The sequence below is a fragment of the Pseudomonas sp. K2I15 genome, from assembly GCF_002204795.1.
Taxonomy (GTDB): domain Bacteria; phylum Pseudomonadota; class Gammaproteobacteria; order Pseudomonadales; family Pseudomonadaceae; genus Aquipseudomonas.
This window is the reverse complement of sequence record NZ_NIXO01000058.1, coordinates 1-23,267: the sequence shown is the minus strand read 5'-3', so window position 1 is coordinate 23,267 and position 23,267 is coordinate 1. Positions and strand designations below refer to the sequence as shown.

Here is a 23,267-nt window from a genome sequence, read left to right as displayed (position 1 = left end):
CACCAGATGCCCCGCGTCATCGTTAACGTTCTTCGCGAGCAAGCTCGCTCCTACAGAGTTCGAAGCAACGTTCTGCCGCCGGGCTCAACGGCTGCCCACTGCGACTGATCAAGCCAATCTCCCGGTTCACGCCCGGATGATCAATCGTAATCCGCTTCAACCCCTCCAGGCTGTCCGCCGCCGACTCCGGCAAGATACTGACCCCCAATCCCTGCCGCACCAATGCCAACACCGTCGACATGTAATTGGCCTCCATCCCGGCTTGCATCGTCACCTGTCGTTCATCGAACAACGCGTCCACCTGCTCACGCACGCTGCTGTCACGCCCGGTGAGGATGATCGGCTGGTCGGCCAGTTGGTTCAGGGTCAGCCGGCCATGGCGCGCCAGGGGATGATCCATCGGCACAAACGCACACAACCGGTCATTCAGCACCGGCACAAACGCCAGGCCATGGCTCAGCCGCGCCCGCACACCAATGCCGAAATCCACCTCACCCGAACGCACCTGCGCATGAATGCGATGGGCCACCAGGTCATGCAAGCGCACCTCGATTCCGGCAAAACGCTCGCGAAACAGGCGCAGGGCGGGAGGCAAGGCACCAGCGCACACCGAGGGTAGGGCGGCGATAGTCACCACGCCCCGGCGCAAGGCGGCGAGGTCGCGGGAGCCGGTGACGATGTTGTCCAGGTCCAGCAATAGCTTCTCCATTGGCCCGCGTGCATCCAGCCCGGCGGCGGTAATGCTGACGTGGCGCGGGCTGCGGTCGAGCAGGGCAACGCCCAGCCACTCCTCGAGTTGCTGCACCTGCACGGTCAGCGCCGAGGGCGACAGATGCAGTTCGTTGGCGGCCTTGGTAAAGCTGCCCGTGCGGGCAACGGCGAGAAACGCCTGGATATGCTGGATCGAATTTTTCATTTTTATTCTGCTCGAGCGTTTTGTTTTTTCGAATGTGGAGTGCCGAATATTCCAATTTACAAAGCCTAACGCGATTCCAATACTCCAGGGAAAACAATAACCGGCCGAAAACGCCGTTCTGGAGCTACCCCATGCTCGCTACCCTGGGTGTCATTACCATCCTGTGCCTGCTCACTGCCGTCATGAGCAAACGCCTCTCGCCACTGGTGGCCCTGATCGCCTTGCCGATCATCGCCGCGCTGCTCGGCGGGTTCGGCCTGCAAACCAGCGCCTTCATCATCACCGGCATCAAGAACGTCGCCCCCGTGGTGGGCATGTTTGTGTTCGCGATCCTGTTTTTCGGGATCATGACCGATGCTGGCATGCTGGATCCAATCATTGATCGCATCCTGCGTACGGTAGGGACGCGTCCTACACGGATTGTCGTCGGTACGGCGACCCTGGCATTGCTGGTGCACCTGGACGGCTCCGGCGCGGTGACCTTTTTGGTGACGATACCGGCGATGCTGCCGCTGTATACGCGGCTGGGCATCGATAAACGCATCCTGGCCTGTGTGGCCGCGATGGCGGCCGGGGTCAACTTTTTGCCCTGGACCGGCCCGGTGCTGCGCTCCTCGGCGGCGCTGCATGTGCCGGTGGCAGACCTGTTCCAGCCGCTGATCCCGGTGCAGATCGTCGGCCTGATCTTTGTGTTCGCCTGCGCCTGGTGGCTGGGCCGCCGCGAAGAAAAACGCCTGGGCCTGGGCGCCGGTTCCAGCGTGGACGCGGTGCCGCAACGGGTGCTCAGCGACGATGACATTGCCTTGCGCCGCCCACGGCTGTTCTGGGTCAACCTGGTGCTGACGGTGCTGGTGATGGTGGTGATGATCGCCGGCTGGGTCGACCCGGTGGTGATGTTCATGCTCGGCACCGTGGTCGCGCTGTGCATCAACTACCCGAACGTCGACGCCCAGCGCGCGCGGATCGATGCCCATGCCAAAACCGCCCTGACCATGGCCAGCATCCTGCTCGCCGCCGGTGTGTTCACCGGCATCATGCAAGGCACCGGCATGCTCAAGGCCATCGCCGAAGTGGCGGTGGCGCAGATTCCGGCGGGCCACGGCAAGCTGATCCCGGCGGTGGTGGGCTTCCTGTCGATGCCGTTGAGCATGCTGTTTGATCCCGATTCCTACTATTTCGGCGTGATGCCGGTGATCGCCGAAGTCGGCAAGGCGCTGGGCGTCGACCCGCTGCAAGTGGCCCAGGCCTCATTGCTGGGCGTGCACACCACGGGCTTTCCGGTCAGCCCGCTGACGCCTGCGACCTTCCTGCTGGTGGGCCTGTGCAAGATCGAACTGGCCGATCACCAGCGCTTCACCATCCCCTTTCTGTTTGCCGCGTCGGTGTTGATGACCCTGACGGCTTTGCTCCTGGGAGTGATTTGAAATGAAAACCTTGCGCATCGGTTCCGGCGCCGGCTACTCCGGCGACCGTATCGAACCTGCGGTGGAATTGGCCGAACAGGGCGACCTGGATTACCTGGTCTTCGAATGCCTGGCTGAACGCACCATTGCCCTGGCGCAACAGGCGCGCATCAGCGACCCCCAAGGCGGTTACGACCCGCTGTTGAGTGAGCGCATGCGCCGCGTGCTGCCCTTTGTCGGCCAGCCGGACGGGCGCCGGCGCTTGCGGGTGATCACCAATATGGGCGCGGCCAATCCGGTGGCGGCGGCGGTTGAGGTGCGGCGGGTTGCCAGTGAGTTGGGGCTTAACCTCAAGGTGTTGGCGGTGGTTGGCGATGATGTGCTTGAGGTGTTACGCCGCCAGCCAGAGCAGTTGCTCGACAACGGCCAAACCCTTGGCTCGTTGGGCGAGCGGCTGATTTCCGCGAATGCCTATCTGGGCGCCGACGGCATTATCGACGCCTTGCGCGCCGATGCCGACGTGGTGATCACCGGCCGGGTGGCGGACCCGTCGTTGTTCCTGGCGCCGCAGATGTTCGAATTCGGCTGGGCTGCCGATGATTGGCAGCGCCTGGGGCGCGGCACGCTGGTGGGGCATTTGCTGGAATGTGCGGGGCAGGTCAGCGGCGGTTACTTCGCCGATCCGGGCTTCAAGGATGTGGACGACCTGGCGCGCCTGGGCTTTCCGTTGGCCGAGATTGATGCAGATGGCGAGGCCTTGATCACCAAGGTCGCCGGTTCCGGTGGGCGGGTCAGCCGTGCCACGTGCACCGAGCAACTGATCTACGAAGTGCACGACCCGGCGGCGTACCTCACACCGGACGTGTGCGCGGACTTTTCCCGGGTGTCGTTTACCGAGGAGGCCGTGGACCGGGTACGGGCCCATGGCGCAAACGGACGGCCACGGCCTGAACAGTTGAAAGTCAGCGTCGGTTATCTGGATGGCTGGATCGGCGAGGGGCAGATTTCCTACGGCGGCCCGGGCGCGGTCGCTCGTGCGCAACTGGCTCGCGACGTGGTGCTCAAGCGCCTGGAGTTGACCGGCGTACGCCTGCAGGACGTGCGCGCCGAATTGATCGGCATCGACGCCCTGCACGGCCCGCGCAGCACTGTTGAACCGTGGGAAGTGCGCTTGCGCGTCGTCGCCCGCTGTGAAGAGCGCAGCGAGGCCGTGCGCGTCGGCAATGAGGTGGAAACCCTCTATACCAACGGCCCGTCCGGCGGCGGCGGTGCCAGCAAGAGCTTGCGCCAGGTGGTGGCGGTGGCGTCGTTGCTGTTGCCCCGTAACGCGGTCAACCCGAGGATCGAATCATGAAGCTGCACACCCTGGCCCACTCCCGTACGGGAGACAAGGGCGACACCTCGAACATCTCGATCATTGCGTATCGGGCCGAGGATTATCCGCTGCTCTGCGAGCAACTGACGGCTGAAGTAGTGACGGCGTTTTTTGCGCCATTGCTGGAGGAGGGCGCAGCACCGGTGCGGCGTTATGAGCTGCCCAATGTACAGGCGCTGAACTTCGTGTTGCCGGGGATCTTGCGGGGCGGGGTGACGCGGTCGCTGGCGCTGGACGCCCATGGCAAGTGCCTGGGCTCAGCTTTGTTGGCGCTGGAGTTGGCAATACCGGATTAAAGCGTGGCGCATTACAAATGTGGGAGCGAGCAAGCCCGCTCCCACACTGGATCTTTAGTGTTCAACAGACGGTTTCAGACCGCTGCAAACCGCTTGTCCAGGTAATCGATGATCACCTTGGAGTCGTACATCCAGGTGGTCTGGCCGTTCTCTTCAATGCGCAGGCACGGCACCTTGATCTTGCCGCCTTGCTCCAGCAGGGTCTGGCGGTCCTGCTCGTTATTCTTCGCATCCTTCAAGGCCACCGGCACGTTCAGGCGGCGCAGGGTGCGGCGGGTCTTCACGCAGAACGGGCAGGCGTGGAACTGATACAGCGTCAGGTCCTTGGCCGATTGGTCGACCAGGGCTTGAGCGCTTGCCGGGCGTTGTTGCTTGCGCGGGCGGGTGATGAAGTCGCCGAAGATGATGATTTGGCCGAGGCCGACTCGAAGCGCTTTAACGAACACGGTTGTAAACCTCTTGCCCTGGACTTAAGGGGTCGCAGCTTACCTGATTTTTCACAGGCGAAAAAAAACCGGCGATGAACGCCGGTTTTTTCTTACGCAGCCCGTTACTTGATCAGGCTGAGAAACTCGCTGCGGGTGGACGCGTTTTCGCGGAACTCACCCAGCATCACCGAGGTGATCATCGACGAATTCTGCTTCTCTACACCGCGCATCATCATGCACATGTGCTTGGCCTCGATCACCACCGCAACGCCCAGGGCGCCGGTGACCTGCTGGACCGCATCGGCGATCTGGCGGCTGAGGTTTTCCTGGATCTGCAGGCGCCGGGCATACATATCGACGATACGTGCGACCTTCGACAGGCCCAGCACCTTGCCGCTCGGGATATACGCCACGTGAGCCTTGCCGATAAACGGCAGCAGGTGGTGTTCGCACAGCGAGTACAACTCGATGTCCTTGACCAGCACCATTTCGCTGTTGTCAGAGCTGAACAAGGCACCGTTGGTGACTTCTTCAAGGGTCTGTTCATAACCGCGGCAAAGGTACTGCATGGCCTTGGCGGCACGTTTTGGCGTGTCGAGCAGGCCCTCGCGGGAAACGTCCTCGCCGAGTTGGCCGAGGATCGCGGTGTAATTCTGTTCCAGTGTCACAGGACTGTATTCCGTATGGGTTTCAGAGCGGTACGGTTTCTGCCTGTACCAATTTTGTAGCATTTCAGGCTTTGCTCCAGCGTCCCTGGTTCGCTCCAGTCTTCGCTGGCGTTGATCCATAGGGCGTATGTGGACAGCAGCATCTGCACGCTGTGACCAAGCTGGTTTGCTATGAATTCAAGGTTCATGCCTGCGATTGGGCACATAGTAGCGTACGTGTGCCGACAGTTGTATTGCCTACGGCCATGGATCTTCAATTCTGCCAAGGCCGGTTGTCCGTCCTGTGCCTTTCAGGCGAAGCTCTTTTTTCGACTTTCGCTATCCCTGTGAGTCCAATCCTGCCACTGGTGTTCCATCCACGCTGGATGTCTGGCCAGGGTGAAGAGTGCTAGAGTCAAACTCTCGTGAAGGACAAGCCTATGACCCAGGAAGAGCTGGAAGTTTCTGATCGTGCTGTGACGTTTGCAAAGGAGAATCGGACTCGCATAGCCCGTGAATTGGCGTGCTTGAAGGCTTACCCGAGTGATGAGTACCCCGTATCGGTATTCATGGCTGGGTCACCGGGAGCTGGGAAAACTGAGGTGTCCCGGGCTTTTATTGAAATGATGCAGGCCGGTGGGTCAATGGCATTGCGAATTGATCCTGATGACTTCAGGGACTACTTCCCTGAGTACACTGGCCGCAACTCCAGTCATTTCCAGCGTGGAGTGACAACATTTGTTGAGCGCACTCTGGATTTGGTATATCAGCAGCGCCAGTCCTTCCTTCTCGATGGGACGCTTGCGAATCTGGATGTAGCTAAACGAAACATCTTGCGAGCCCTTGATAAAGAGAACAGATCGGCACAAGTTATATATGTTTACCAGCGTCCCGAGCTCGCATGGGAATTTGTGCTCGCTGGGGAAAAAAGGACGGAAGGAACATTCCTTGTCCTGAGTTTGTCAGACAGTTTTATGCTGCAAAGGCCTCAGTATGTGAGCTCAAGAGGCAATTTGAGCATGCACTTCAGGTGGACGTCATTATCAAGGACAACGATGGGGAAAACGCCGAGATCGGTATTGACCTTTTGGCCGACGAAATTGACGGGTTTGTGAACCAGCCCTATGATCACGAAGAGCTTGAGGAAATTTTGAACGGAGTATCCCAATGAAAGGCGAAAAGGTAAAAGACGCTTCGACGAAGACGTATGGCTCTTCGGCGATGTCTGATTTTTTCCGCCACGGGTCCGTGGAGGAAAAGCGAGCGGTCTACTTTGCTGCAGCCAATGCTGCGATATGTGAGCAGAAGGACGTCATTCGCTCGGTCAAGCCTGGCGAGTTGAGCGTTGAAAAATTTAAATGATCTCATCGTTGTTGATCTTTAAGCCCAGCCTTGTGCTGGGCTTTTTGCATCTTGTGGACTGTTGGTAGGTGGTAGTTGGTTGGCTGAAGCGCCGGTAACGGCTTCAACTGTAAGGAGCGTCTCGCGACAGTGAAGGCGCGCATCGAAAAGCGTGAGAGGCTCGACCCAGGTTGATGTCTATATTGCCTGCGGCAAGCCTGACGATGGCACTTGCTACTCGTCGCGGCCTTCCATCATCGTGCGCTTGAGCATCACATACACCGCGCCAGCGCCGCCGTGGCGTGGTTGGCACGAGGTAAACCCAAGCACCTGGGAATGCTGGCGCAACCAGGTGTTGACGTGGCTTTTGATCATCGGCCGCTTGCCGTCCAGGCGCACGGCCTTGCCGTGGGTGACGCGCACGCAGCGGATTTCGAATTTTGTGGCTTCGGCGAGGAATGCCCAGAGGGTTTCGCGGGCTTTTTCGACGGTCATGCCGTGCAGGTCAAGGCTGCCCTCGAACGGGATCTGGCCGACCTTGAGCTTGCGCATCTGGCTTTCCTGCACGCCGTCGCGGGCCCACATCAGTTCGTCTTCGGGGCCTACATCGATAACGAATTGATCCGACAGGCCGTCCACGGTGGTGGCGTCCGTGCGCACGGTCGCCGCCTGGCGCAGCTTGGCGATCTGGGCGCGGTCGGTCTTGGGTTTGCCGGTTTCGGCGCGATCGTGCTTGATCGGCTTGACGCCGCGCAGCTCGTTCTTGAATAGGGAAAAATCGTCGTCTTGCATGTCGGCCTCCGCGAAGGGCGGGCAGTTTACCTAATCGCGGCGGCTTGATGCGCAACAAACACTATCTGGATGCCATCAGTCGTGCTTTTTCATCAGGTGTGAGGCGATGTTCAGTGACAGCGGCTGACGCATGCGCCGACGGCAACGGCGCCACAGCCATACGCCAAACCACAGCACCAGCAGGCCGATCACCACCAGGATTGCAGACCCGCCAGGGCTGGCATTCAGCTCGCCCAAGGCCGGTGAATGTCCAAACAAACCAGCGGCGCCGGCAATTGCCAGCAGCACGCCCACGATCGCAAACAGCGCGGCAAAGCCGGCGCCGATGCGCAGACGCCAGTTGCTCGGGCCCTTGGGGCGCAAGCGACGTGCATCAAAACCATCGGATATCTTCATTCCGACCTTTCCTCCAGGGTATCGGCCCTTCGACCGGAAGATACACAGGTTGTTCCGGGTACAGAGGCAATTGCTGCAAATGACAGGCTTTTGCGGATGAGCGGGCGGCTACCCGCTCATCGAAGGTCGATCAGATCAGATCTTTGGTCAAGGCGAGGGTGGCGAAGTTGTCGGCCATGATGGCCATTTCGGTCTGCTGCACATGGTCGGCGCTGAGGATGCCGCCCTTGTAAGGCAGGTCGCGGGTGGCGCAGGCGTCTTCCACCAGGGTGCAACGGAAACCCAGGTTCTTCGCCGCGCGTACCGTGGTGCTGACGCTGGAGTGGCTCATGAAGCCGCAGACGATCAGGTCCAGGGAACCGAGGTCTTGCAGGTGCTTCTCAAGGCCAGTGCCGTGGAAGGCGCTGGGCAGCAGCTTGCCGATGATGGTCTCGTCGGCCAGGGGCTCGAGGCCTGGAATGAATTCACCGCGCTCGCCCTGAGGATCAAACAGCCCGCCAACCGTGCCCAGGTGGCGCACGTGCACAATCGGGCGCCCGGCGTTGCGCGCGGCAGCGGCCAGTTGCTTGATGTTTTCGACAGCCGCGTCCATGCCCGAGAGGGCGAGGGGACCGCTGAGGTATTCCTTCTGGGCGTCGATGATCACGAGGGTCGCATGGTTCAGGTTCGCCGCTGCGTAACCACGACCGCTGAGTTGAAACATCGTCTTTGGAACGGACATTCTGGGGCTCCTGTGAGTGGGGCTTTTGTGACATTGTCCTCTGGCTGAGCGCTTCTGTGAATCGCTACCATCGTAAGGTACGCCGTTGTTGGCGTGTAGCGATGTCAATAGGGCACTACGTTTAGGCAAAAAGCACAATTAAGATGAAATCCGACGTGCGGCAAAGGGTTTTTTCGTACATCGTCGGTACAGCTTAAGGCTGTTAGAATCGCCGGTCGTTTTTTCCAGGAGCTTGCCCCCGTGATCACTTCTCGCCTGCGCACCTTGCGCGACCACATCCGATGGGCCGTCAGCCGTTTCCATGGGGAAGACCTGTTTTTCGGGCATGGCACCGACAACGCCTGGGACGAAGCCCGGCAACTGGTGCTCGGCGCCTTGCACCTGCCATGGGAAATTGCCGACAGCTACCTGGATTGCAACCTGGAAGAAGAGGAAATCTCCCACGTGCAACGGCTGTTGCACCGCCGTATCCATGAGCGCGTGCCTACCGCCTACCTGTTGAAGGAAGCCTGGTTCTGCGGCATGTCATTTATCGTCGATGAGCGCGTGCTGATTCCACGCTCACCGATTGGCGAGCTGATCGAAAACCGCTTCGAACCGTGGCTGGGCATGCCGCCGGCGCGCATTCTGGACCTGTGCACCGGCTCCGGTTGCATCGGCATTGCGTGTGCCTACGAGTTCCAGGACGCCGAAGTGGTACTGGGCGACCTGTCCTTTGAAGCGCTGGAAGTGGCCAACCAGAACATTGAGCGCCATGGCGTCGACGAGCGTGTGTATACCGTTCAGGGTGATGGCTTTGATGGGTTGCCGGGCCAGCGTTTTGACCTGATCGTGTCCAACCCGCCGTATGTCGATGCCGAAGACTTTGCCGACATGCCTGATGAATACCAGCATGAACCGGAACTGGGCCTGGCTTGTGGGGATGACGGTTTGAATCTGGTTCGGCGGATGCTGGCCGAGGCGGCGGATCACTTGACCGAGAAGGGCTTGTTGATTGTCGAGGTGGGCAACAGCCAGGTTCACGTCGAGACGTTGTACCCGGAAGTGGACTTTGCCTGGCTGGACTTCGAGCGTGGTGGGCATGGTGTGTTCATGTTGACGGCAGAGCAGTGCCGGGCGCATCAGGCGGTGTTTGTTTCTCGGGTTTAAACCCGGTCTGACAGTGTACTGATACTTGTGGCGAGGGAGCTTGCTCCCGTTGGAGTGCGAAGCGCTCCCAAGATTTATGGGGCCGCTACGCAGCCCAGCGGGAGCAAGCTCCCTCGCTACAAAAGCACGTTCGCCGCGTGTGTTGATTCAGCGATGCGTCGCAATCCAGATCAACAACCCCGCCTGAAACACGGTAAACGCCACCAGGCACGTAATCGTGAAGCGCAACCCGCTGTCTTCGCGCTTGAACTTGGTGACCTTTTCCTCTTCCTTGCGCAGCTTCACTTCCTGCTCCGCAAGATTCTGCTCGGCCTGTTGCAGCATCTGCGCCGCTTCCAGAATTTCCACGAACTGCAGCTTCTCGGTGTTCCAACTGTCCAGCACATCGCTGACCTTGCCCGGTTGCACGTTGCCCTTTAAATGCTGGACATCGGCATACGCCACATCAAACCCCTGAATACGCAGAAAGTGATCCCGACGCAGGCGCGTCGCTTCGTTCAGCGCGTCCTTGTTGGCCAAGTCAACGCCGTCGACGCGATAGTGTGACCACTTCTTTTTCGCCCATGCAGCGCCCTGGGCCACCAGGAATCGGCCGATACCGCGGTTCGCCGGTTCGATCTCCAGGCTGTTGCCCGGCCCAAAATGCACCCGCTGGGTGACGTGATCGACCCAGATGTCCAGGTGGTTCTGCTCCCGTCGCACCCGCTGGCCAGGCAATTGAATGACCATGCGCAGCAGGCTGTTGTCCTTGTTGTTGCGTTCGGCCCAGCCAAATTGCACAAAGCGCAATGGCCGTACACCAGTGGAGCGGTCGGTGGCCAAAGGGGCCAGGCGCAGCATCTTGAAATGTTCGGCCTGTACCTCCGCCCACGGTAACGCCGCCGAGGCGGCGGCCTCGGTTTCAGCCGTGGTCTCGGCGGTAGATTCGGGTGTTGCTTCGGTGTTCGTCATTCGGCGCGATCCTGTCCAAGCTCTGCGGGCCGACAGGCTTTTTGCTGTCGACCCAGGGCTTATCGGCCGTTTTACTCAGGACTGGAGGGGGAATACTCGCTTAACTGGCACGAAGTCCGTCGATAAAACGAACCAGGCGGGTGCCCAGCTCGGCAGCCAGCGGCAACTGTGGGTCGTTATAGGATTCCAGTTGCTGCTTCACGTCATTGGGCACGATACGCATCACGTGGTTCATGCCCTCGATCACCGTCAGCTCGGCGTCGGGTTTGGCCTTTTGCAGTTGCTGCGCATCGGCCACGCCGACCTGCAGGTCATTGGTGCCCTGGATGATCAGCGCTGGCATCTTCAGCTTGGCAAATGCCGCCGAAGGGTCGGCCCGGAACAGGCTGATCAGATAAGGCTGCACGCTGGGTCGGAAAATGCCCTCAAGCGGCGTGGGCACATCGGCATCCACCTGGCCGGCCTTGAGGTGGTCGAGAATCTGGTTGCTGCGCAGTAACAGCGCGGGCGGCATGTGGTCGGCCAGTTGCTGGCGGATCACCTGGTCCACCGGGCGGGCGCTGCCGGACAGGGAAATCACCCCGGCCGGATCGAGCTGCGGGGCGGCGAGGGCGGCCACCAGTGCTCCTTCGCTGTGGCCCAGCACAATCAGCGGGCCCATGCGCGGGTCGGCCTTGAGCAGCTTGCCCCAGGCCACGGCGTCGGACACGTAGGCGTCCAGGGTCAGGTTGCGCTCATCGGGGGTGGCGGCAAGGCTGGCGGCTACACCCCGCTTGTCGTAGCGCACGCTGGCGATGTTGTGTTTGGCCAGCACCCAGGCGAGGCGCTTGAGGCTGTCGTTGCGTGCGCCGTCGGCGCTGTTGCCGTTGCGGTCGGTGGGGCCCGAGCCGGCAATGATCAGCACCACCGGCACTGGCTTGTCGGATTTGGGCAGCAACAGCGAGCCGAACAGCTCGCCGCTGCCCGTGTCCAGGCTGATGGGCCGTTGCAGTACGACAGGGGAGGCGGCGAAGCCAAGGCTGGAAAACAGGGTGAGGGTCAAAAGCAGAACTCGCAGCATCATCGCGCCATCATGAGGAAGGTGCCGGTTGGACCAACGTCTACCGGTAAGGTTTCGAGGATGAACTAGTCGGTTAGCCTGCGTATACTGGCTGCCTTAAGTTATTACGGTTGACTTGATTCAACTGATTTCACGGAGCGCCCTGCATGTCCGGCAATACCTACGGCAAGCTGTTCACTGTTACCACCGCGGGCGAAAGCCATGGCCCGGCGTTGGTCGCCATTGTCGACGGCTGCCCGCCGGGCCTCGAGTTGTCCCAGGAAGACCTGCAGCGTGACCTCGACCGTCGCAAGCCCGGCACCAGCCGCCACACCACCCAGCGCCAGGAAGCCGACGAAGTCGAAATCCTCTCCGGCGTGTTCGAAGGCCGCACTACCGGCTGCGCCATCGGCCTGCTGATTCGCAACACCGACCAGAAGTCCAAGGACTACTCGGCGATCAAGGACCTGTTCCGCCCGGCCCACGCCGACTACACCTACCACCACAAATACGGCGAGCGCGACTACCGTGGCGGTGGTCGCAGTTCGGCGCGGGAAACCGCGATGCGTGTGGCGGCTGGCGCGATTGCCAAGAAATTCCTGGCCACCCAAGGCATCGTGATTCGCGGCTACATGAGCCAATTGGGCCCTATCGAAATCCCGTTCAAGACCTGGGACAGCGTCGAAGACAACGCCTTCTTCTGCCCCGACCCGGACAAAGTGCCGGAACTGGAAGCCTATATGGACCAGTTGCGCCGCGATCAGGATTCCGTCGGCGCGAAAATCACCGTAGTCGCCGAAGGCGTGATGCCGGGCCTGGGCGAGCCGATCTTCGACCGCCTCGACGCCGAACTGGCCCACGCGCTGATGAGCATCAACGCGGTCAAGGGTGTTGAAATCGGCGCCGGTTTCGCCTGCGTTGCCCAACGTGGCACCGAGCACCGTGACGAACTGACGCCGGAAGGTTTCCTCAGCAACAACGCTGGCGGCATTCTCGGTGGCATCTCCTCCGGCCAGCCTATCGTTGCGCACCTGGCGCTCAAGCCGACGTCCAGCATCACCACGCCGGGCCGTTCGATTGATGTGCACGGCAACCCGGTGGACGTGATCACCAAGGGCCGTCACGACCCGTGCGTGGGCATCCGCGCCACGCCGATTGCCGAGGCGATGATGGCCATCGTGCTGATGGACCACCTGCTGCGTCATCGCGGGCAGAACGCCGATGTAAAGGTCAGTACTCCGGTATTGGGCCAACTGTGACGGTGTGTGGCGAGCGAGCTTGCTCGCGCTGGGCTGCGAAGCGGCCCCAAGGCCTGCAACCCGGTATTAGCTGGAGAAATGCGGTGCTTCTATCGGGGCCGCTTCGCGACCCAGCGCGAGCAAGCTCGCTCGCCACAAGGCACTTATGCTGACGGGAGCCCTCCCGTACTGGCGACTCTCCAGCTTCTACCTGTTCTATTTCGCCCTGCTGGGGGCGACGGCGCCGTTCCTGGCGCTGTACTTCGACCACCTGGGGTTCTCCAGCGCGCGCATTGGCGAGCTGGTGGCCATCCCCATGCTGATGCGCTGCGTGGCACCCAACCTGTGGGGCTGGCTGGGGGATTACACCGGCCGGCGCTTGGCCATCGTGCGTTTTGGCGCGGTGTGCACCCTGGCGAGCTTCTCACTGATTTTTGTCAGCAAGACCTACGCCTGGCTGGCGCTGGTGATGGCCCTGCACGCGTTCTTCTGGCACGCGGTGCTGCCGCAGTTTGAAGTCATCACCCTGGCGCATCTGCAAGGCCAAACCTCGCGCTACAGCCAGGTGCGGCTGTGGGGCTCCATCGGTTTTATCCTCACCGTGGTGATCATGGGCCGTCTGTTCGACTGGCTGAGCCTGGACATCTACCCGGTGGTGGTCGTGGTGATCATGGCCGGCATCATCGGCGCCAGCCTCTGGGTGCCGAATGCGCAGCCATTGACCCAGGGCAATCGCCTGGCCGGTGATGGCTTTCTGCGACAATTGCGCAGCCCCGGCGTGCTGGCGTTTTATGCCTGTGTGGCGCTGATGCAAATGAGCCACGGCCCTTACTACACCTTCCTGACTTTGCACCTTGAACACCTGGGCTACAGCCGTGGCGTGATCGGCATGCTGTGGGCGCTGGGTGTGGTCGCGGAAGTGTTGATGTTCCTGGCCATGAGCCGGATTCTCACGCGTTTTTCGGTACGCCGGGTGCTGATGGCGAGTTTCCTGCTGGCGGCGCTGCGCTGGTTGCTGCTGGGCTCGTTCGCCGAATTCTTCTGGGTGCTGTTGTTGGCGCAAGTGATGCACGCGGCGACCTTCGGTAGCTTTCACGCGGCGGCCATCCAGTTCGTGCAACGCAGTTTTGGTGCTCGCCAGCAAGGCCAGGGCCAGGCACTGTATGCCGCACTGGCCGGTACCGGCGGAGCGCTGGGCGCACTCTATTCAGGTTATAGCTGGAACCTGCTGGGGCCGACCTTGACCTTCAGCATTGCCAGCCTCGCGGCCCTGGCCGCCGCCATAATCATTGGCATTCGATTGCAAGAGGAGCGGCCATGAGCCGCTTCCGTGACAGAGGAAAAGTTTGATGAGCTATCTCGCGGTCTACCACATTTGCACCCCCGATACCCCGAACAAGGTCCTGACTCACCAAGAGGATATCGCCACGACGCTGGCCGAGCTGGGCGTAGGGTTTGACCGTTGGCAGGCCGCGACCCGGCTTGAGGCGGGCGCTGGCGAGGTTGAGATCATCGCCGCCTACCAGGCGCCCATCGACAAGCTGATGACCGAGCGCGGTTACACCCATGTCGATGTGATCAGCGTCAGCAACGACCACCCGCAAAAGGCCGAGTTGCGCGCCGAGCGCCTCGACGAACACCGCATGGCGCACGACCACGTACGCTTCTTCGTCGCCGGCCGCGGGCTGTTTACCTTGCACATCGAAGACTATGTGTACGCCGTGTTCTGCGAGAAAAACGACCTGATCTCGGTGCCGGGCGGCATCGCACACTGGTTTGATATGGGTGAGAACCCGCACTTTGTGGCGATCCGCTTGTTCAACGGCCCGGAAGGCCAGGCGGTCAACCTGACCGGTGACGCGATCGCCGAGGGTTTTCCCCGGCTCGAAGAGTAGGTTCGCCCGAAACAGCCTCCTGAACAGGAGGCTGTTTTAAAGTTCAACCCATGCAAGTAGGAAAGTGTTGTGGGAAGAAACTTATAAGTGTGTGAGCAACAGCTGTTTATCGCTGCCCTTACTTAATACTTCCACTCTTTGTGTAACTCTCTCCGGTCTCAATATTTATTCGCCTGTCAATAGGAGCAATCCGAGTTCGGGCGCTACAAGACCTATAGAAGAGAGAGCCTGCATGAGCGGTCCAGAGCCACTGGAACAACCGTCCACTGAAATTGTTAACGCCCCGGCTGCCAGCAGCAAGCCGCGTGCGATGCTGTCAGGTAAACCCCTGACTCCAAAGGAGCGGGAGATTCTGCGCTGGGCCACCGAAGGCAAGACGGTCTGGGAAATCAGCAAAATTCGCTCGATCTCACAGGCCACGGTGAAGTTTCACCTGCGCAACATCTACGGCAAGTTGCAGGTGACTAACCGGGTCCAGGCCGTGAACGAGGCGGTCAAGCAGGGTTTGTGCGAATAAAAAAAGGCCGTGATGCGCAACGGCACCACGACCTGTTCGGGTCCTGCATTACATTCAAGCCGAATGGTAGGTCGGCAGGGCAAAGCGATTCTGGCTTTGCAGCATCGAAATCTGCGGCAGGTCGCTGGCTTGTTCAGCCAGGTCGCGGCGAATGGCGCTGATGACCCAGGTCAGTTGGTCGGCCGTGTGCAGTTGCTGATAAGAGATCGAACGTTTGATCTGCTTGCCTTCGCCGTTACGCAAGGTCAGCAGGATGCCGCCATCAGGACGCGCCTGGGTGGTGACGTCGAAATTGGAGAACACAGAAGAAAATTTATCTTGGATCAGGCTCATGTCTATCAGCTCCGTTAGCTCATGTTTTGCAGCGTGGAGTGATAGGTGCAGTGATTGTGCCAGCACTGGGTATCTTTAAAAGTCGTTATAAATCAAAGGCTTATAAATTTTTGAATTTTTCAGTTTCGTGCAATTTGCATGAATGGCCATCGTGCATCCTGCATTTTGCGGGGTTTTGCCAGGTGTTTCAGCGCTGGCAGGCACGGCAGGTCTTCCATAGTGACCGCGTGGTGGTCGGGTAAATTCCTTTTCCTTTCGGGATACAAAACTTTTCAAATCCTGCGTGTACAGCCGAAGAATGGCTGGCGTATTTTCCTGCAAGGCATTCGGCGCCGGTCTTACGGTGCGAAGGGTGCTTGAGGGTCATACGAACAATAAGAAAAAGGACGTTCCTGCCATGAACCACCCGCCAAGTGACATGATCACCTGGGGCATGATGTTGCGTAAGGTGCCCACCATTGTCCGTGCGTTGCCGCGACTGGTACGCGGTATTCGCGTGGCCAACATCACCGACCCCGACCAGCCATGCGGCCTGGGCTGGACCTTCGAACAAGCCACCCAACGCAACCCCGACGGCGCCGCGCTGCTGTATGGCGACAGCGTGCTCAGCTACCGCCAGGCCAACCAGCAGGCCAACCGCATGGCCCACTACCTGCAGCAGCAGGGCATCGGCAAGGGCGACGTGGTGGCATTGTTTATCGAGAACCGCCCCGAGTTGTTGCTCAGCGTGCTGGCCGTGGCCAAGCTTGGCGGCATTTGCGCGATGCTCAACACCTCGCAAACCCAGGCTGCGCTGGTACACAGCCTCAACCTGGTGACGCCGGTGGCCATTGTGGTGGGTGCCGAGCTGGTCGGAGCTTATGAGGCCGTTCGCAGCCAGGTGGCAATCGACGCGGATAAAACCTGGTTTATCGCCGATCAGCAGCACGCCGACGTGCCGCCGGGCTACGTAGACCTGATGGCCGCCAGTGCCGACTGCCCGTTGGAAAACCCCGCCAGCACCCAGCAGATCTTCTTCAACGACCCTTGCTTCTATATTTACACCTCCGGCACCACCGGCTTGCCCAAGGCCGGTATTTTCAAGCATGGTCGCTGGATGAAAACCTCGGCCAGCTTCGGCACCATCGCGCTGGATATGGGCCCTGAAGACGTTGTCTATTGCACCTTGCCGCTGTATCACGCCACCGGCCTGTGCGTGTGCTGGGGTTCGGCGATTGCCGGGGCGTCGGGGTTTGCGATTCGCCGCAAGTTCAGCGCCAGCCAGTTCTGGGACGATGTGCGCCGGTTCAATGCGACCACCCTGGGTTATGTCGGCGAGCTGTGCCGTTACCTGATCGACCAGCCCGCTCACGGGCACGACCGGGATAACCGCGTGACGAAGATGATCGGCAACGGCCTGCGCCCCGGCGTGTGGGCCGAATTCAAGCAGCGTTTCGGCGTCGATCACATCTGTGAACTGTACGCCGCCAGTGATGGCAATATCGGCTTCACCAACGTATTGAATTTCGACAACACCATTGGCTTTTCCCTGATGCATTGGGCACTGGTGGACTACGCCCATGACAGCTGTGAGCCGATACGTGGCACTAACGGCTTCATGCGCGAAGTGCCGAAGGGCGGCCAGGGGCTGCTGTTGGCCAGGATCGATGACAAGGCGCCGTTCGACGGCTACACCGACCCCGAGAAGAACCGCAAAGTGGTGCTCAGCGATGTGTTCGAGAAGGGCGACCGCTACTTCAACACCGGCGACCTGCTGCGCAATATCGGATTCGGCCACGCCCAGTTCGTCGACCGGCTGGGGGACACCTACCGCTGGAAAGGCGAAAACGTCTCCACCACCGAAGTCGAAAACATCTTCCTGCAGCACCCGCAGATCTCCGAAGTGGTGGCCTACGGCGTGGAGATCGAAAACACCAATGGCCGTGCAGGCATGGCGGCCATCACGCCCGCTGAATCCCTGGCGTCCCTGGACATGCGCGAGCTGCTGACGTTTGCCCATGGGCAGTTGCCCGCGTACGCGGTGCCGTTGTTCCTGCGGATCAAAGTGAAGATGGAGACCACGGGCACCTTCAAATACCAGAAGGTGAAACTCAAGGAGGAGGCGTTCGACCCGGACAAGGCCGGTGATGATCCGATCTTTGCCTGGCTGCCGGGATCGGACAGCTACGTGCCGGTCACCGGGCAACTGCTGGCGCAAATCCAGTCGGGCAAGTTCCGTTATTGATTCTGCCTATCAAAGCTTTTGGCAAAAAAGGCATGACAGTGGGGAACTCCGTCGCGAGACTGGACGCCTTATGAAACACCAGACAAGGAGCCCCACATGTCAGACCAAGCCAAACAAATGACCGAAGACGAAGCCGCCGAATTTGCCGAGCAGGTGTTCGACGTGGCGCGCAAAGGTGATGCCGCGATGCTTGCTGCGCTGCTGGCCAAGGGCTTGCCGCCAAACCTGCGTAACCACAATGGCGATACGCTGTTGATGCTGTCTGCCTACCACGGGCATGTCGACGCAGTGAAAGTGCTGCTGGAATTCAAGGCCGACCCACAGATTGCCAATGACAAGAACCAGCTACCGATTGCCGGCGCGGCGTTCAAGGGTAACCTGCCGGTAGTCAAGGCGTTGATCGAAGGCGGCGCATTGGTCGAAGGTGCGTCCTCTGATGGCCGTACAGCCTTGATGATGGCGGCGATGTTCAACCGCACCGAGATGGTGGATTACCTGCTCAGCCAGGGTGCCAACCCCAAGGCCACCGATGCCCAGGGTGTGACCGCGCTGGCCGCGGCCCAGACCATGGGGGCGGTGGATACGGCGGCGCAGTTGCAGAAGCTGGTTTAGGCCGCGGGGTAGGGGACCCTATAGAACTTTCGCCCAAATGAGCCAGGCAAACATGGCGATCACGTTCAGGGTTCCCCAGTAAAAGCTCCAGATAAACCACCGTTTCAAGGGCTGTGGAATAGCGGCCAGTTCTTCTTTGGTGACTGCGCCACGCCTGATCATCTCTTTGGGTGCGACCAGATACATGGTGATAAACGTTACACGCCACCTTCTATCGATCTCTTTGTTCCAGGACCAAAATCGCTTGTTCCGTTGTAGTGCGATGTTTTCGGTGAAATAGCGCTCTATTTCTTCGAGTTTTCTGTATTTGAGATACCAGAGAATCCATGAAGTCAGGGCAATATCAATTGTCAGGTAGATGGCCAGCGTGAGACTCATTGTTCCGATGCCTTATACAGCACATCACCATAAGTCGCGCCAATAGAGCCTCCGATGATTCCGCCTCCAATTCCGCCTCCAATTCCTCCTGCGATTCCACCGATGATGCCGCACCCGAGTTTGCCCAACCCGCGGGTTGCTATCTTCAGCACGACACAAAGCCTTTCGGCCCCCCTCGCTGATATTTCCCCTGCACCAGCGGCCGCTATTACCCCACCCACCAACCGCCCCGTCTCCACATACTTCGCCCGCTCACACATTCTCTCGCGCCCCTCCATACACGCCTTCTTGATCGCCAGCCCCGCCGCTCCCACATCCAGCGCCAACCCTACATAAGTCCCCTTGCCCAAAAACCGTGAAGTCTCGGCAATACTCCTGATCCGTTGCGTGTAACCCACGACTTCACTCTTGTGCAGATAACTCTTGGTAGAAATACCCAGAATCTTCTTCAGCGATTTATGAGTGCGCAGGCTGGTGCCAAAGCGGGCAGCCCCTTGAAGTTGCGCATCGAGCTTCTTGAATAGCGCCTGGCGGTGCTGGATAAACGCGCTCCTGTCCAGTTTGCCGTCTTTAAGCTGCTGATGAAGCCACTCGACCTGCTCCAGCGTCATCTTCACTTCGTCCAGGTGCCGTGCCCATGCCGAAGTGGTGCTGCCCACCCCCAACGACCCATAACCCAACCAGCTCTGAAGCAAATCGTAGTTGTTGATCACCGCCGTACCAGCGGCCGCATCCTGTTCCAGCCCCCGGCGGATCTCCTGTGCATGGCGCATTAACCACGCATCGTCTGCCGTACAGGCCACGCCGTAGTCGTCGGGAATTATCACCATCTGGCCCGGCGTGACGAGGCCGTTGCGCAGATGAAGGTTCAGTGCATCGAATTGATCGCCCAATTGCCGGCTGGAGCCGGTCAGCAGCCGGGATTTCAAACTGAGGAGGTCGGTGGTGTGTTGATTGATATACGCCTGGGCCATATCCCACATCCTTGAAGGAATAAATATGGCCACGGAATATAAGTAACTGAACGCGCAACAAAACAAGAGGATGATCAGAAAACAAAATTTGGGAAGTGGACTACATAGGTGGACAGAAGACGCCTACGCCAACAGTGGATTTGTTGCTGGCCTTGAACCAATGTTATCTTCGCGCCCCCCCCAAATCAGCCGTGGACCACCCCATGAAAACCGCACTCGTCGAACTCATCAGCAAAATCAGCTCCGGCTGCATGAGCGAACCCGAGATCGCCAAGGTGGCTGACGAAGCGGCCCAGGCTTACGCCGATCCCGACGCCTTCCTGGCCGCCAACCCCGACATCAACTACGACGACACTTTCCCGATTCCCCTGGGCGAGTGGATCGTCGTCGGCAGCCTGCCCGAGACCGTACTGTTCCAGGCCGACACCTACCTGGACCTGTTCGCCCACATCGTCGCCTCGTTCGGCCCAGGCGTGGCGTTCAACCTCAAGCCCAAGCAACTGGCCAAAACCGAAGCCCTGACGGCGCTGAACCGCATCCAGATCCAGATGAGCGCGCTCAACCCGGAAAATGGCGGCTACGTGCTGGTCAACTTCAGCCAACTGCTGGACGACGAGATCCAGGCCGTGCTGGTCTACGGCGACGACGTGCCACGGGTACTGGAGCTGTGCGCCGAAGTCGGGATCAAGGGCGAACCGTCCCTGGAAGCCCTGCGGGTTGCAGTCCACGTCTGAAATAAAACGGAACCCCTGGCCACGGCTGACTATCCTAAGCAGGCAAGCCCTCACTTAGGAGCGATACCATGGGTTCCACTTTTAATGGTCTGATCGGGTTGATCATCCTGGCGCTGGATATCTGGGCGATCATCAACGTGTTCAAAAGCGGCGCGGGTACCGGTGCCAAGGTGCTGTGGATCCTGTTGATCCTGCTGCTGCCGGTGTTGGGCTTGATCATCTGGGCGATCGCCGGGCCGCGCGGTAACGTGCGGATCTGAGCCAAACAACGCTATTCAGAGCGGGCACAGTTAGTGTGGGAGCGGGCTTGCTCGCGAATGCGGTGAATCAGTCAGTACATCTTTTGACTGTTACACCGCATTCGCGAGCAAGCCCGCTCCCACAGTTGTTTCTTCAGTCCCTTATTTTTATGTTTCGAGATATTCGCTGTACAAAATTTTCACATTCCATCCAAGACAATTCGCCGGCTATTTTCCCCCTGCCGAGTGCTCTAAGACGAGTGCAAATAAAGGCCGGAGTGAGTAATCAATGGCGTTGCCGGCGTTGATCGGGCACCATTTGCGCCATTGCGTTCACCACCTACCTCAGCCTGACTGAGCGAGGGCGGGGCGCCGCTGTATTCATTCGCAACTTAAACTTCCAATGGGTCCTAAAACGACATGGCAAACCCGGACGCCCTGAATCAGCAGCGAGCTTCTAATCGCTTGCTGCAACCGACCGTCAAATCCCATCTGGCGTACACGCTGCTTTGTGCCTTGATCATGATGGTGATGTTCTCCCTGCTGCGCCTTGCGCTGCTGGTCTACAACCGCGAGATGATCCTCGACACACCGGCCTCGACCTTCCTTGAAGCGTTCGCCAACGGCCTGCGCCTGGATATCCGCCTTGTGATGTACGTGCTGGTCCCGCTGCTGCTGGCCTTGTTCAGCGTGCGGGCCATGGCGGCGCGCGGGTTCTTCCGCTTCTGGCTGACCGTCGCGTCGAGCATCGCGCTGTTCCTCGGCCTGATGGAAATGGACTTCTACCGCGAGTTCCACCAGCGCCTCAACGGCCTGGTCTTCCAGTACGTGAAGGAAGACCCGAAAACCGTGATGAGCATGCTTTGGTACGGCTTCCCGGTGGTGCGCTACCTGCTGGCCTGGGCCGTGGGCACGCTGATCCTGAGCATCGCCTTTAAAGGCGCCGACCGTGCAACGCGCCCACGCGGCCCGTTCAGCGGTGGCACCATCGGCACCCGCCAGGTGGCGCCGTGGTATTCGCGCATTGCCGTGTTTGTGGTCTGCCTGATGGTCGCCGTGGTCGCCATCCGTGGCACCCTGCGCCAGGGCCCGCCGCTGCGTTGGGGTGACGTTTACACCACCGACTCGAACTTCGCCAACCAGTTGGGCCTCAATGGCACCCTCTCGCTGATCGGCGCCGCCAAGGCGCGGTTCTCGGAAGAGCGTTCCAATATCTGGAAGGCCACTCTGGAGCAGCCGCTGGCTACCCAGACTGTGCGCGACATGCTGGTGCTGCCAAGCGAGAAACTGGTAGACACCGACACCGCCGCCGTACGCCGTGACTTCACGCCGCCGGCCGAGAAGACCCTGCCGATCAAGAACGTCGTGGTTATCCTGATGGAAAGCTTCGCCGGTCACTCGGTGGGCGCCCTGGGCCGCCCGGGCAACATCACGCCGTACTTCGACAAACTGTCCAAGGAAGGCCTGCTGTTCGACCGTTTCTTCTCCAATGGCACCCACACCCACCAGGGTATGTTCGCCACCATGGCCTGCTTCCCGAACCTGCCGGGCTTCGAATACCTGATGCAGACCCCGGAAGGCAGCCACAAGCTCTCGGGCCTGCCGCAGTTGCTCAGCGCGCGCAAGTTTGACGACGTGTATGTCTACAACGGCGACTTCGCCTGGGACAACCAGTCCGGCTTTTTCAGCAACCAGGGCATGACCAACTTCATCGGCCGTAATGACTTCGTCAACCCGGTGTTCTCCGACCCTACCTGGGGCGTGTCCGACCAGGACATGTTCACCCGTGGCCTGGAAGAGTTGAAGGCACGTGAAGGTGGCAAGCCGTTCTATGCGCTGCTGCAAACCCTGTCCAACCACACGCCGTATGCGTTGCCGACACCCTTGCCGGTTGAGAAAGTCACCGACCGTGGCAGCCTCAACGAGCATTTGACGGCTATGCGTTACTCCGACTGGGCCCTGGGCCAGTTCTTTGAAAAGGCCCGCAAGGAGCCGTACTTCAAGGAAACCCTGTTCGTGATCGTGGGCGACCACGGCTTCGGCAACGAGCAGCAGATCACCGAGATGGACCTGGGCCGCTTCAACGTGCCGATGCTGATGATTGCACCGGGCATGCAGGAGAAGTTCGGCGAGCGTGACCACACCGTGGGCACCCAGATCGACATCGTGCCGACCATCATGGGCCGCTTGGGCGGTGACACCTTGCACCAGTGCTGGGGCCGTGACCTGCTCAACCTGCCGGAAGGCGACAAGGGTTTTGGCGTGATCAAGCCGTCGGGCAGCGACCAGACCGTCGCCTTGCTCACCGGTGACCGCGTGCTGGTACTGCCCAAGGAAATGCCACCGAAGCTGTGGGAATACGAACTGGGCGCCAACCCGACCGGGAAGGTGATTCCGGAGTCGCCGGACGAGGCTGCTCTGAAGCAGAAGCTCGAATCGTTCCTGCAGACCGCTACCAAGAGCCTGTTGGATAACACCGCAGGCGTGGTGGACGGCAAGCCGGACTAAACACCCGAGCATAAAAAAAGAGGCCTTTTGAGGCTAATGCCAGTCAGTTAAGCTGACTGGCTTTTTTATTTCTGATCGGATATTTCGGTGATTTGAGCCGGATGGCCCGCGGATAAATGCGCTCCTCACGCCGATGAGGCAGGACGTAATGCATGGCTGAG

General features: G+C 59.9%; 25 protein-coding genes and 1 pseudogene. 15 read left to right on the top strand and 11 right to left on the bottom strand.

Annotated elements, in window-relative coordinates:
- Window positions 1-22 precede the first annotated feature (22 nt).
- Window positions 23-916, bottom strand: coding sequence for a LysR family transcriptional regulator (locus tag CEC48_RS25760; protein WP_088426298.1), 894 nt, complete (start codon window positions 914-916; stop codon window positions 23-25).
- A 131-nt stretch (window positions 917-1,047) separates the two neighbouring features.
- Between CEC48_RS25760 and CEC48_RS25755 the strand changes: the two genes are divergently transcribed.
- The 3 genes from CEC48_RS25755 to CEC48_RS25745 are packed head-to-tail and all read left to right on the top strand — an operon-like array spanning window position 1,048 to window position 3,990.
- A complete protein-coding gene (locus tag CEC48_RS25755) occupies window positions 1,048-2,340 on the top strand; it encodes a CitMHS family transporter (protein ID WP_088426297.1) in 1,293 nt (430 codons plus the stop codon).
- A 1-nt stretch (window position 2,341) separates the two neighbouring features.
- Window positions 2,342-3,673, top strand: coding sequence for an acyclic terpene utilization AtuA family protein (locus tag CEC48_RS25750; RefSeq protein WP_088426296.1), 1,332 nt, complete (start codon window positions 2,342-2,344; stop codon window positions 3,671-3,673).
- Window positions 3,670-3,990, top strand: coding sequence for a hypothetical protein (locus tag CEC48_RS25745; protein ID WP_088426295.1), 321 nt, complete (start codon window positions 3,670-3,672; stop codon window positions 3,988-3,990). The genes CEC48_RS25750 and CEC48_RS25745 overlap by 4 nt, the downstream gene beginning before the upstream one ends.
- Window positions 3,991-4,064: 74 nt before the next feature.
- On the opposite strand, the gene CEC48_RS25740 is transcribed toward CEC48_RS25745, so the two are convergent.
- Together CEC48_RS25740 and folE are read right to left on the bottom strand one after the other, a co-directional pair.
- A complete protein-coding gene (locus CEC48_RS25740; RefSeq protein WP_010176073.1) occupies window positions 4,065-4,436 on the bottom strand; it encodes a glutathione S-transferase N-terminal domain-containing protein in 372 nt (123 codons plus the stop codon).
- Between the two features lie 104 nt (window positions 4,437-4,540).
- On the bottom strand, window positions 4,541-5,086 hold the full coding sequence (gene folE, locus CEC48_RS25735) for a GTP cyclohydrolase I FolE (protein ID WP_218192541.1): 546 nt from the start codon (window positions 5,084-5,086) through the stop codon (window positions 4,541-4,543).
- 419 nt (window positions 5,087-5,505) lie between these two features.
- Between folE and CEC48_RS25725 the strand changes: the two are divergent.
- A pseudogene (locus CEC48_RS25725) lies at window positions 5,506-6,236 on the top strand (zeta toxin family protein).
- A complete protein-coding gene (locus CEC48_RS25720; protein WP_088426292.1) occupies window positions 6,233-6,427 on the top strand; it encodes a hypothetical protein in 195 nt (64 codons plus the stop codon). Before CEC48_RS25725 ends, CEC48_RS25720 begins: the two are co-directional and overlap by 4 nt.
- A gap of 213 nt (window positions 6,428-6,640) precedes the next feature.
- Here CEC48_RS25720 and CEC48_RS25715 read toward each other — a convergent pair whose 3' ends face one another.
- The 3 genes from CEC48_RS25715 to CEC48_RS25705 form a co-directional block, all read right to left on the bottom strand.
- Complete coding sequence (locus tag CEC48_RS25715; RefSeq protein WP_010176067.1) at window positions 6,641-7,198, bottom strand: Smr/MutS family protein; 558 nt, start codon at window positions 7,196-7,198, stop codon at window positions 6,641-6,643.
- Between the two features lie 75 nt (window positions 7,199-7,273).
- Complete coding sequence (locus CEC48_RS25710) at window positions 7,274-7,594, bottom strand: hypothetical protein (protein ID WP_088426291.1); 321 nt, start codon at window positions 7,592-7,594, stop codon at window positions 7,274-7,276.
- Window positions 7,595-7,724: 130 nt separating this feature from the next.
- Entirely contained in the window at window positions 7,725-8,315 is a 591-nt protein-coding gene (locus tag CEC48_RS25705) for a cysteine hydrolase family protein (protein ID WP_088426290.1), read from the bottom strand.
- A 240-nt stretch (window positions 8,316-8,555) separates the two neighbouring features.
- On the opposite strand from CEC48_RS25705, the gene prmB reads away from it, so the two are divergent.
- The gene (gene prmB, locus CEC48_RS25700) at window positions 8,556-9,464 is read left to right on the top strand and encodes a 50S ribosomal protein L3 N(5)-glutamine methyltransferase (protein WP_088426289.1); all 909 of its coding nucleotides are present in this window, start codon (window positions 8,556-8,558) and stop codon (window positions 9,462-9,464) included.
- A gap of 147 nt (window positions 9,465-9,611) precedes the next feature.
- Here the strand turns inward: prmB and CEC48_RS25695 are convergent, their stop codons facing one another.
- Window positions 9,612-10,415 (bottom strand): hypothetical protein, encoded by an 804-nt coding sequence (locus tag CEC48_RS25695; protein ID WP_088426288.1) that lies wholly within the window; start codon window positions 10,413-10,415, stop codon window positions 9,612-9,614.
- A gap of 100 nt (window positions 10,416-10,515) precedes the next feature.
- Window positions 10,516-11,478, bottom strand: a complete 963-nt coding sequence (locus CEC48_RS25690) for an alpha/beta hydrolase (RefSeq protein ID WP_088426287.1) — start codon at window positions 11,476-11,478, stop codon at window positions 10,516-10,518.
- A 143-nt stretch (window positions 11,479-11,621) separates the two neighbouring features.
- On the opposite strand from CEC48_RS25690, the gene aroC reads away from it, so the two are divergent.
- From aroC to CEC48_RS25670, 4 genes are all read left to right on the top strand, one after another.
- Entirely contained in the window at window positions 11,622-12,713 is a 1,092-nt protein-coding gene (gene aroC, locus CEC48_RS25685; RefSeq protein ID WP_088426286.1) for a chorismate synthase, read from the top strand.
- A 148-nt stretch (window positions 12,714-12,861) separates the two neighbouring features.
- Window positions 12,862-14,013 (top strand): MFS transporter, encoded by a 1,152-nt coding sequence (locus tag CEC48_RS25680; protein ID WP_176438783.1) that lies wholly within the window; start codon window positions 12,862-12,864, stop codon window positions 14,011-14,013.
- Between the two features lie 28 nt (window positions 14,014-14,041).
- On the top strand, window positions 14,042-14,587 hold the full coding sequence (locus CEC48_RS25675; RefSeq protein WP_088426284.1) for an acireductone dioxygenase: 546 nt from the start codon (window positions 14,042-14,044) through the stop codon (window positions 14,585-14,587).
- Window positions 14,588-14,819: 232 nt separating this feature from the next.
- Window positions 14,820-15,104, top strand: a complete 285-nt coding sequence (locus CEC48_RS25670) for a response regulator transcription factor (protein WP_088426283.1) — start codon at window positions 14,820-14,822, stop codon at window positions 15,102-15,104.
- A 54-nt stretch (window positions 15,105-15,158) separates the two neighbouring features.
- Here the strand turns inward: CEC48_RS25670 and CEC48_RS25665 are convergent, their stop codons facing one another.
- Window positions 15,159-15,437, bottom strand: a complete 279-nt coding sequence (locus CEC48_RS25665; RefSeq protein ID WP_088426282.1) for a DUF3509 domain-containing protein — start codon at window positions 15,435-15,437, stop codon at window positions 15,159-15,161.
- 397 nt (window positions 15,438-15,834) lie between these two features.
- Here CEC48_RS25665 and CEC48_RS25660 point away from each other — a divergent pair, with 397 nt between their 5' ends.
- Window positions 15,835-17,661, top strand: a complete 1,827-nt coding sequence (locus CEC48_RS25660) for a long-chain-acyl-CoA synthetase (protein ID WP_088426281.1) — start codon at window positions 15,835-15,837, stop codon at window positions 17,659-17,661.
- Window positions 17,662-17,757: 96 nt separating this feature from the next.
- Complete coding sequence (locus CEC48_RS25655; RefSeq protein WP_088426280.1) at window positions 17,758-18,273, top strand: ankyrin repeat domain-containing protein; 516 nt, start codon at window positions 17,758-17,760, stop codon at window positions 18,271-18,273.
- Window positions 18,274-18,291: 18 nt separating this feature from the next.
- On the opposite strand, the gene CEC48_RS25650 is transcribed toward CEC48_RS25655, so the two are convergent.
- A complete protein-coding gene (locus CEC48_RS25650) occupies window positions 18,292-18,651 on the bottom strand; it encodes a hypothetical protein (RefSeq protein ID WP_088426279.1) in 360 nt (119 codons plus the stop codon).
- Window positions 18,648-19,625, bottom strand: a complete 978-nt coding sequence (locus CEC48_RS25645) for a hypothetical protein (protein WP_088426278.1) — start codon at window positions 19,623-19,625, stop codon at window positions 18,648-18,650. The genes CEC48_RS25650 and CEC48_RS25645 overlap by 4 nt, the downstream gene beginning before the upstream one ends.
- Before the next feature lie 203 nt (window positions 19,626-19,828).
- Between CEC48_RS25645 and CEC48_RS25640 the strand changes: the two genes are divergently transcribed.
- The 3 genes from CEC48_RS25640 to CEC48_RS25630 all read left to right on the top strand — a co-directional run bounded on the left by CEC48_RS25640 (window position 19,829) and on the right by CEC48_RS25630 (window position 23,106).
- Window positions 19,829-20,359 (top strand): hypothetical protein, encoded by a 531-nt coding sequence (locus tag CEC48_RS25640; RefSeq protein ID WP_088426277.1) that lies wholly within the window; start codon window positions 19,829-19,831, stop codon window positions 20,357-20,359.
- A 68-nt stretch (window positions 20,360-20,427) separates the two neighbouring features.
- Window positions 20,428-20,619: a PLDc N-terminal domain-containing protein gene (locus tag CEC48_RS25635; protein WP_010176042.1), complete on the top strand. Its 192-nt coding sequence runs from the start codon at window positions 20,428-20,430 to the stop codon at window positions 20,617-20,619.
- 399 nt (window positions 20,620-21,018) lie between these two features.
- Window positions 21,019-23,106, top strand: a complete 2,088-nt coding sequence (locus tag CEC48_RS25630) for an LTA synthase family protein (protein WP_088426276.1) — start codon at window positions 21,019-21,021, stop codon at window positions 23,104-23,106.
- The last annotated feature ends 161 nt before the right edge of the window (window positions 23,107-23,267 follow it).

Coding starts and splice junctions, on each gene's coding strand:
- CEC48_RS25760 (WP_088426298.1), bottom strand. CDS start 916: ATGAAAAATTCGATCCAGCATATCCAGGCGTTTCTCGCCGTTGCCCGC.
- CEC48_RS25755 (WP_088426297.1), top strand. CDS start 1,048: ATGCTCGCTACCCTGGGTGTCATTACCATCCTGTGCCTGCTCACTGCC.
- CEC48_RS25750 (WP_088426296.1), top strand. CDS start 2,342: ATGAAAACCTTGCGCATCGGTTCCGGCGCCGGCTACTCCGGCGACCGT.
- CEC48_RS25745 (WP_088426295.1), top strand. CDS start 3,670: ATGAAGCTGCACACCCTGGCCCACTCCCGTACGGGAGACAAGGGCGAC.
- CEC48_RS25720 (WP_088426292.1), top strand. CDS start 6,233: ATGAAAGGCGAAAAGGTAAAAGACGCTTCGACGAAGACGTATGGCTCT.
- CEC48_RS25715 (WP_010176067.1), bottom strand. CDS start 7,198: ATGCAAGACGACGATTTTTCCCTATTCAAGAACGAGCTGCGCGGCGTC.
- CEC48_RS25710 (WP_088426291.1), bottom strand. CDS start 7,594: ATGAAGATATCCGATGGTTTTGATGCACGTCGCTTGCGCCCCAAGGGC.
- CEC48_RS25705 (WP_088426290.1), bottom strand. CDS start 8,315: ATGTCCGTTCCAAAGACGATGTTTCAACTCAGCGGTCGTGGTTACGCA.
- CEC48_RS25695 (WP_088426288.1), bottom strand. CDS start 10,415: ATGACGAACACCGAAGCAACACCCGAATCTACCGCCGAGACCACGGCT.
- CEC48_RS25690 (WP_088426287.1), bottom strand. CDS start 11,478: ATGATGCTGCGAGTTCTGCTTTTGACCCTCACCCTGTTTTCCAGCCTT.
- aroC (WP_088426286.1), top strand. CDS start 11,622: ATGTCCGGCAATACCTACGGCAAGCTGTTCACTGTTACCACCGCGGGC.
- CEC48_RS25675 (WP_088426284.1), top strand. CDS start 14,042: ATGAGCTATCTCGCGGTCTACCACATTTGCACCCCCGATACCCCGAAC.
- CEC48_RS25670 (WP_088426283.1), top strand. CDS start 14,820: ATGAGCGGTCCAGAGCCACTGGAACAACCGTCCACTGAAATTGTTAAC.
- CEC48_RS25665 (WP_088426282.1), bottom strand. CDS start 15,437: ATGAGCCTGATCCAAGATAAATTTTCTTCTGTGTTCTCCAATTTCGAC.
- CEC48_RS25660 (WP_088426281.1), top strand. CDS start 15,835: ATGAACCACCCGCCAAGTGACATGATCACCTGGGGCATGATGTTGCGT.
- CEC48_RS25655 (WP_088426280.1), top strand. CDS start 17,758: ATGTCAGACCAAGCCAAACAAATGACCGAAGACGAAGCCGCCGAATTT.
- CEC48_RS25650 (WP_088426279.1), bottom strand. CDS start 18,651: ATGAGTCTCACGCTGGCCATCTACCTGACAATTGATATTGCCCTGACT.
- CEC48_RS25645 (WP_088426278.1), bottom strand. CDS start 19,625: ATGGCCCAGGCGTATATCAATCAACACACCACCGACCTCCTCAGTTTG.
- CEC48_RS25640 (WP_088426277.1), top strand. CDS start 19,829: ATGAAAACCGCACTCGTCGAACTCATCAGCAAAATCAGCTCCGGCTGC.
- CEC48_RS25635 (WP_010176042.1), top strand. CDS start 20,428: ATGGGTTCCACTTTTAATGGTCTGATCGGGTTGATCATCCTGGCGCTG.
- CEC48_RS25630 (WP_088426276.1), top strand. CDS start 21,019: ATGGCAAACCCGGACGCCCTGAATCAGCAGCGAGCTTCTAATCGCTTG.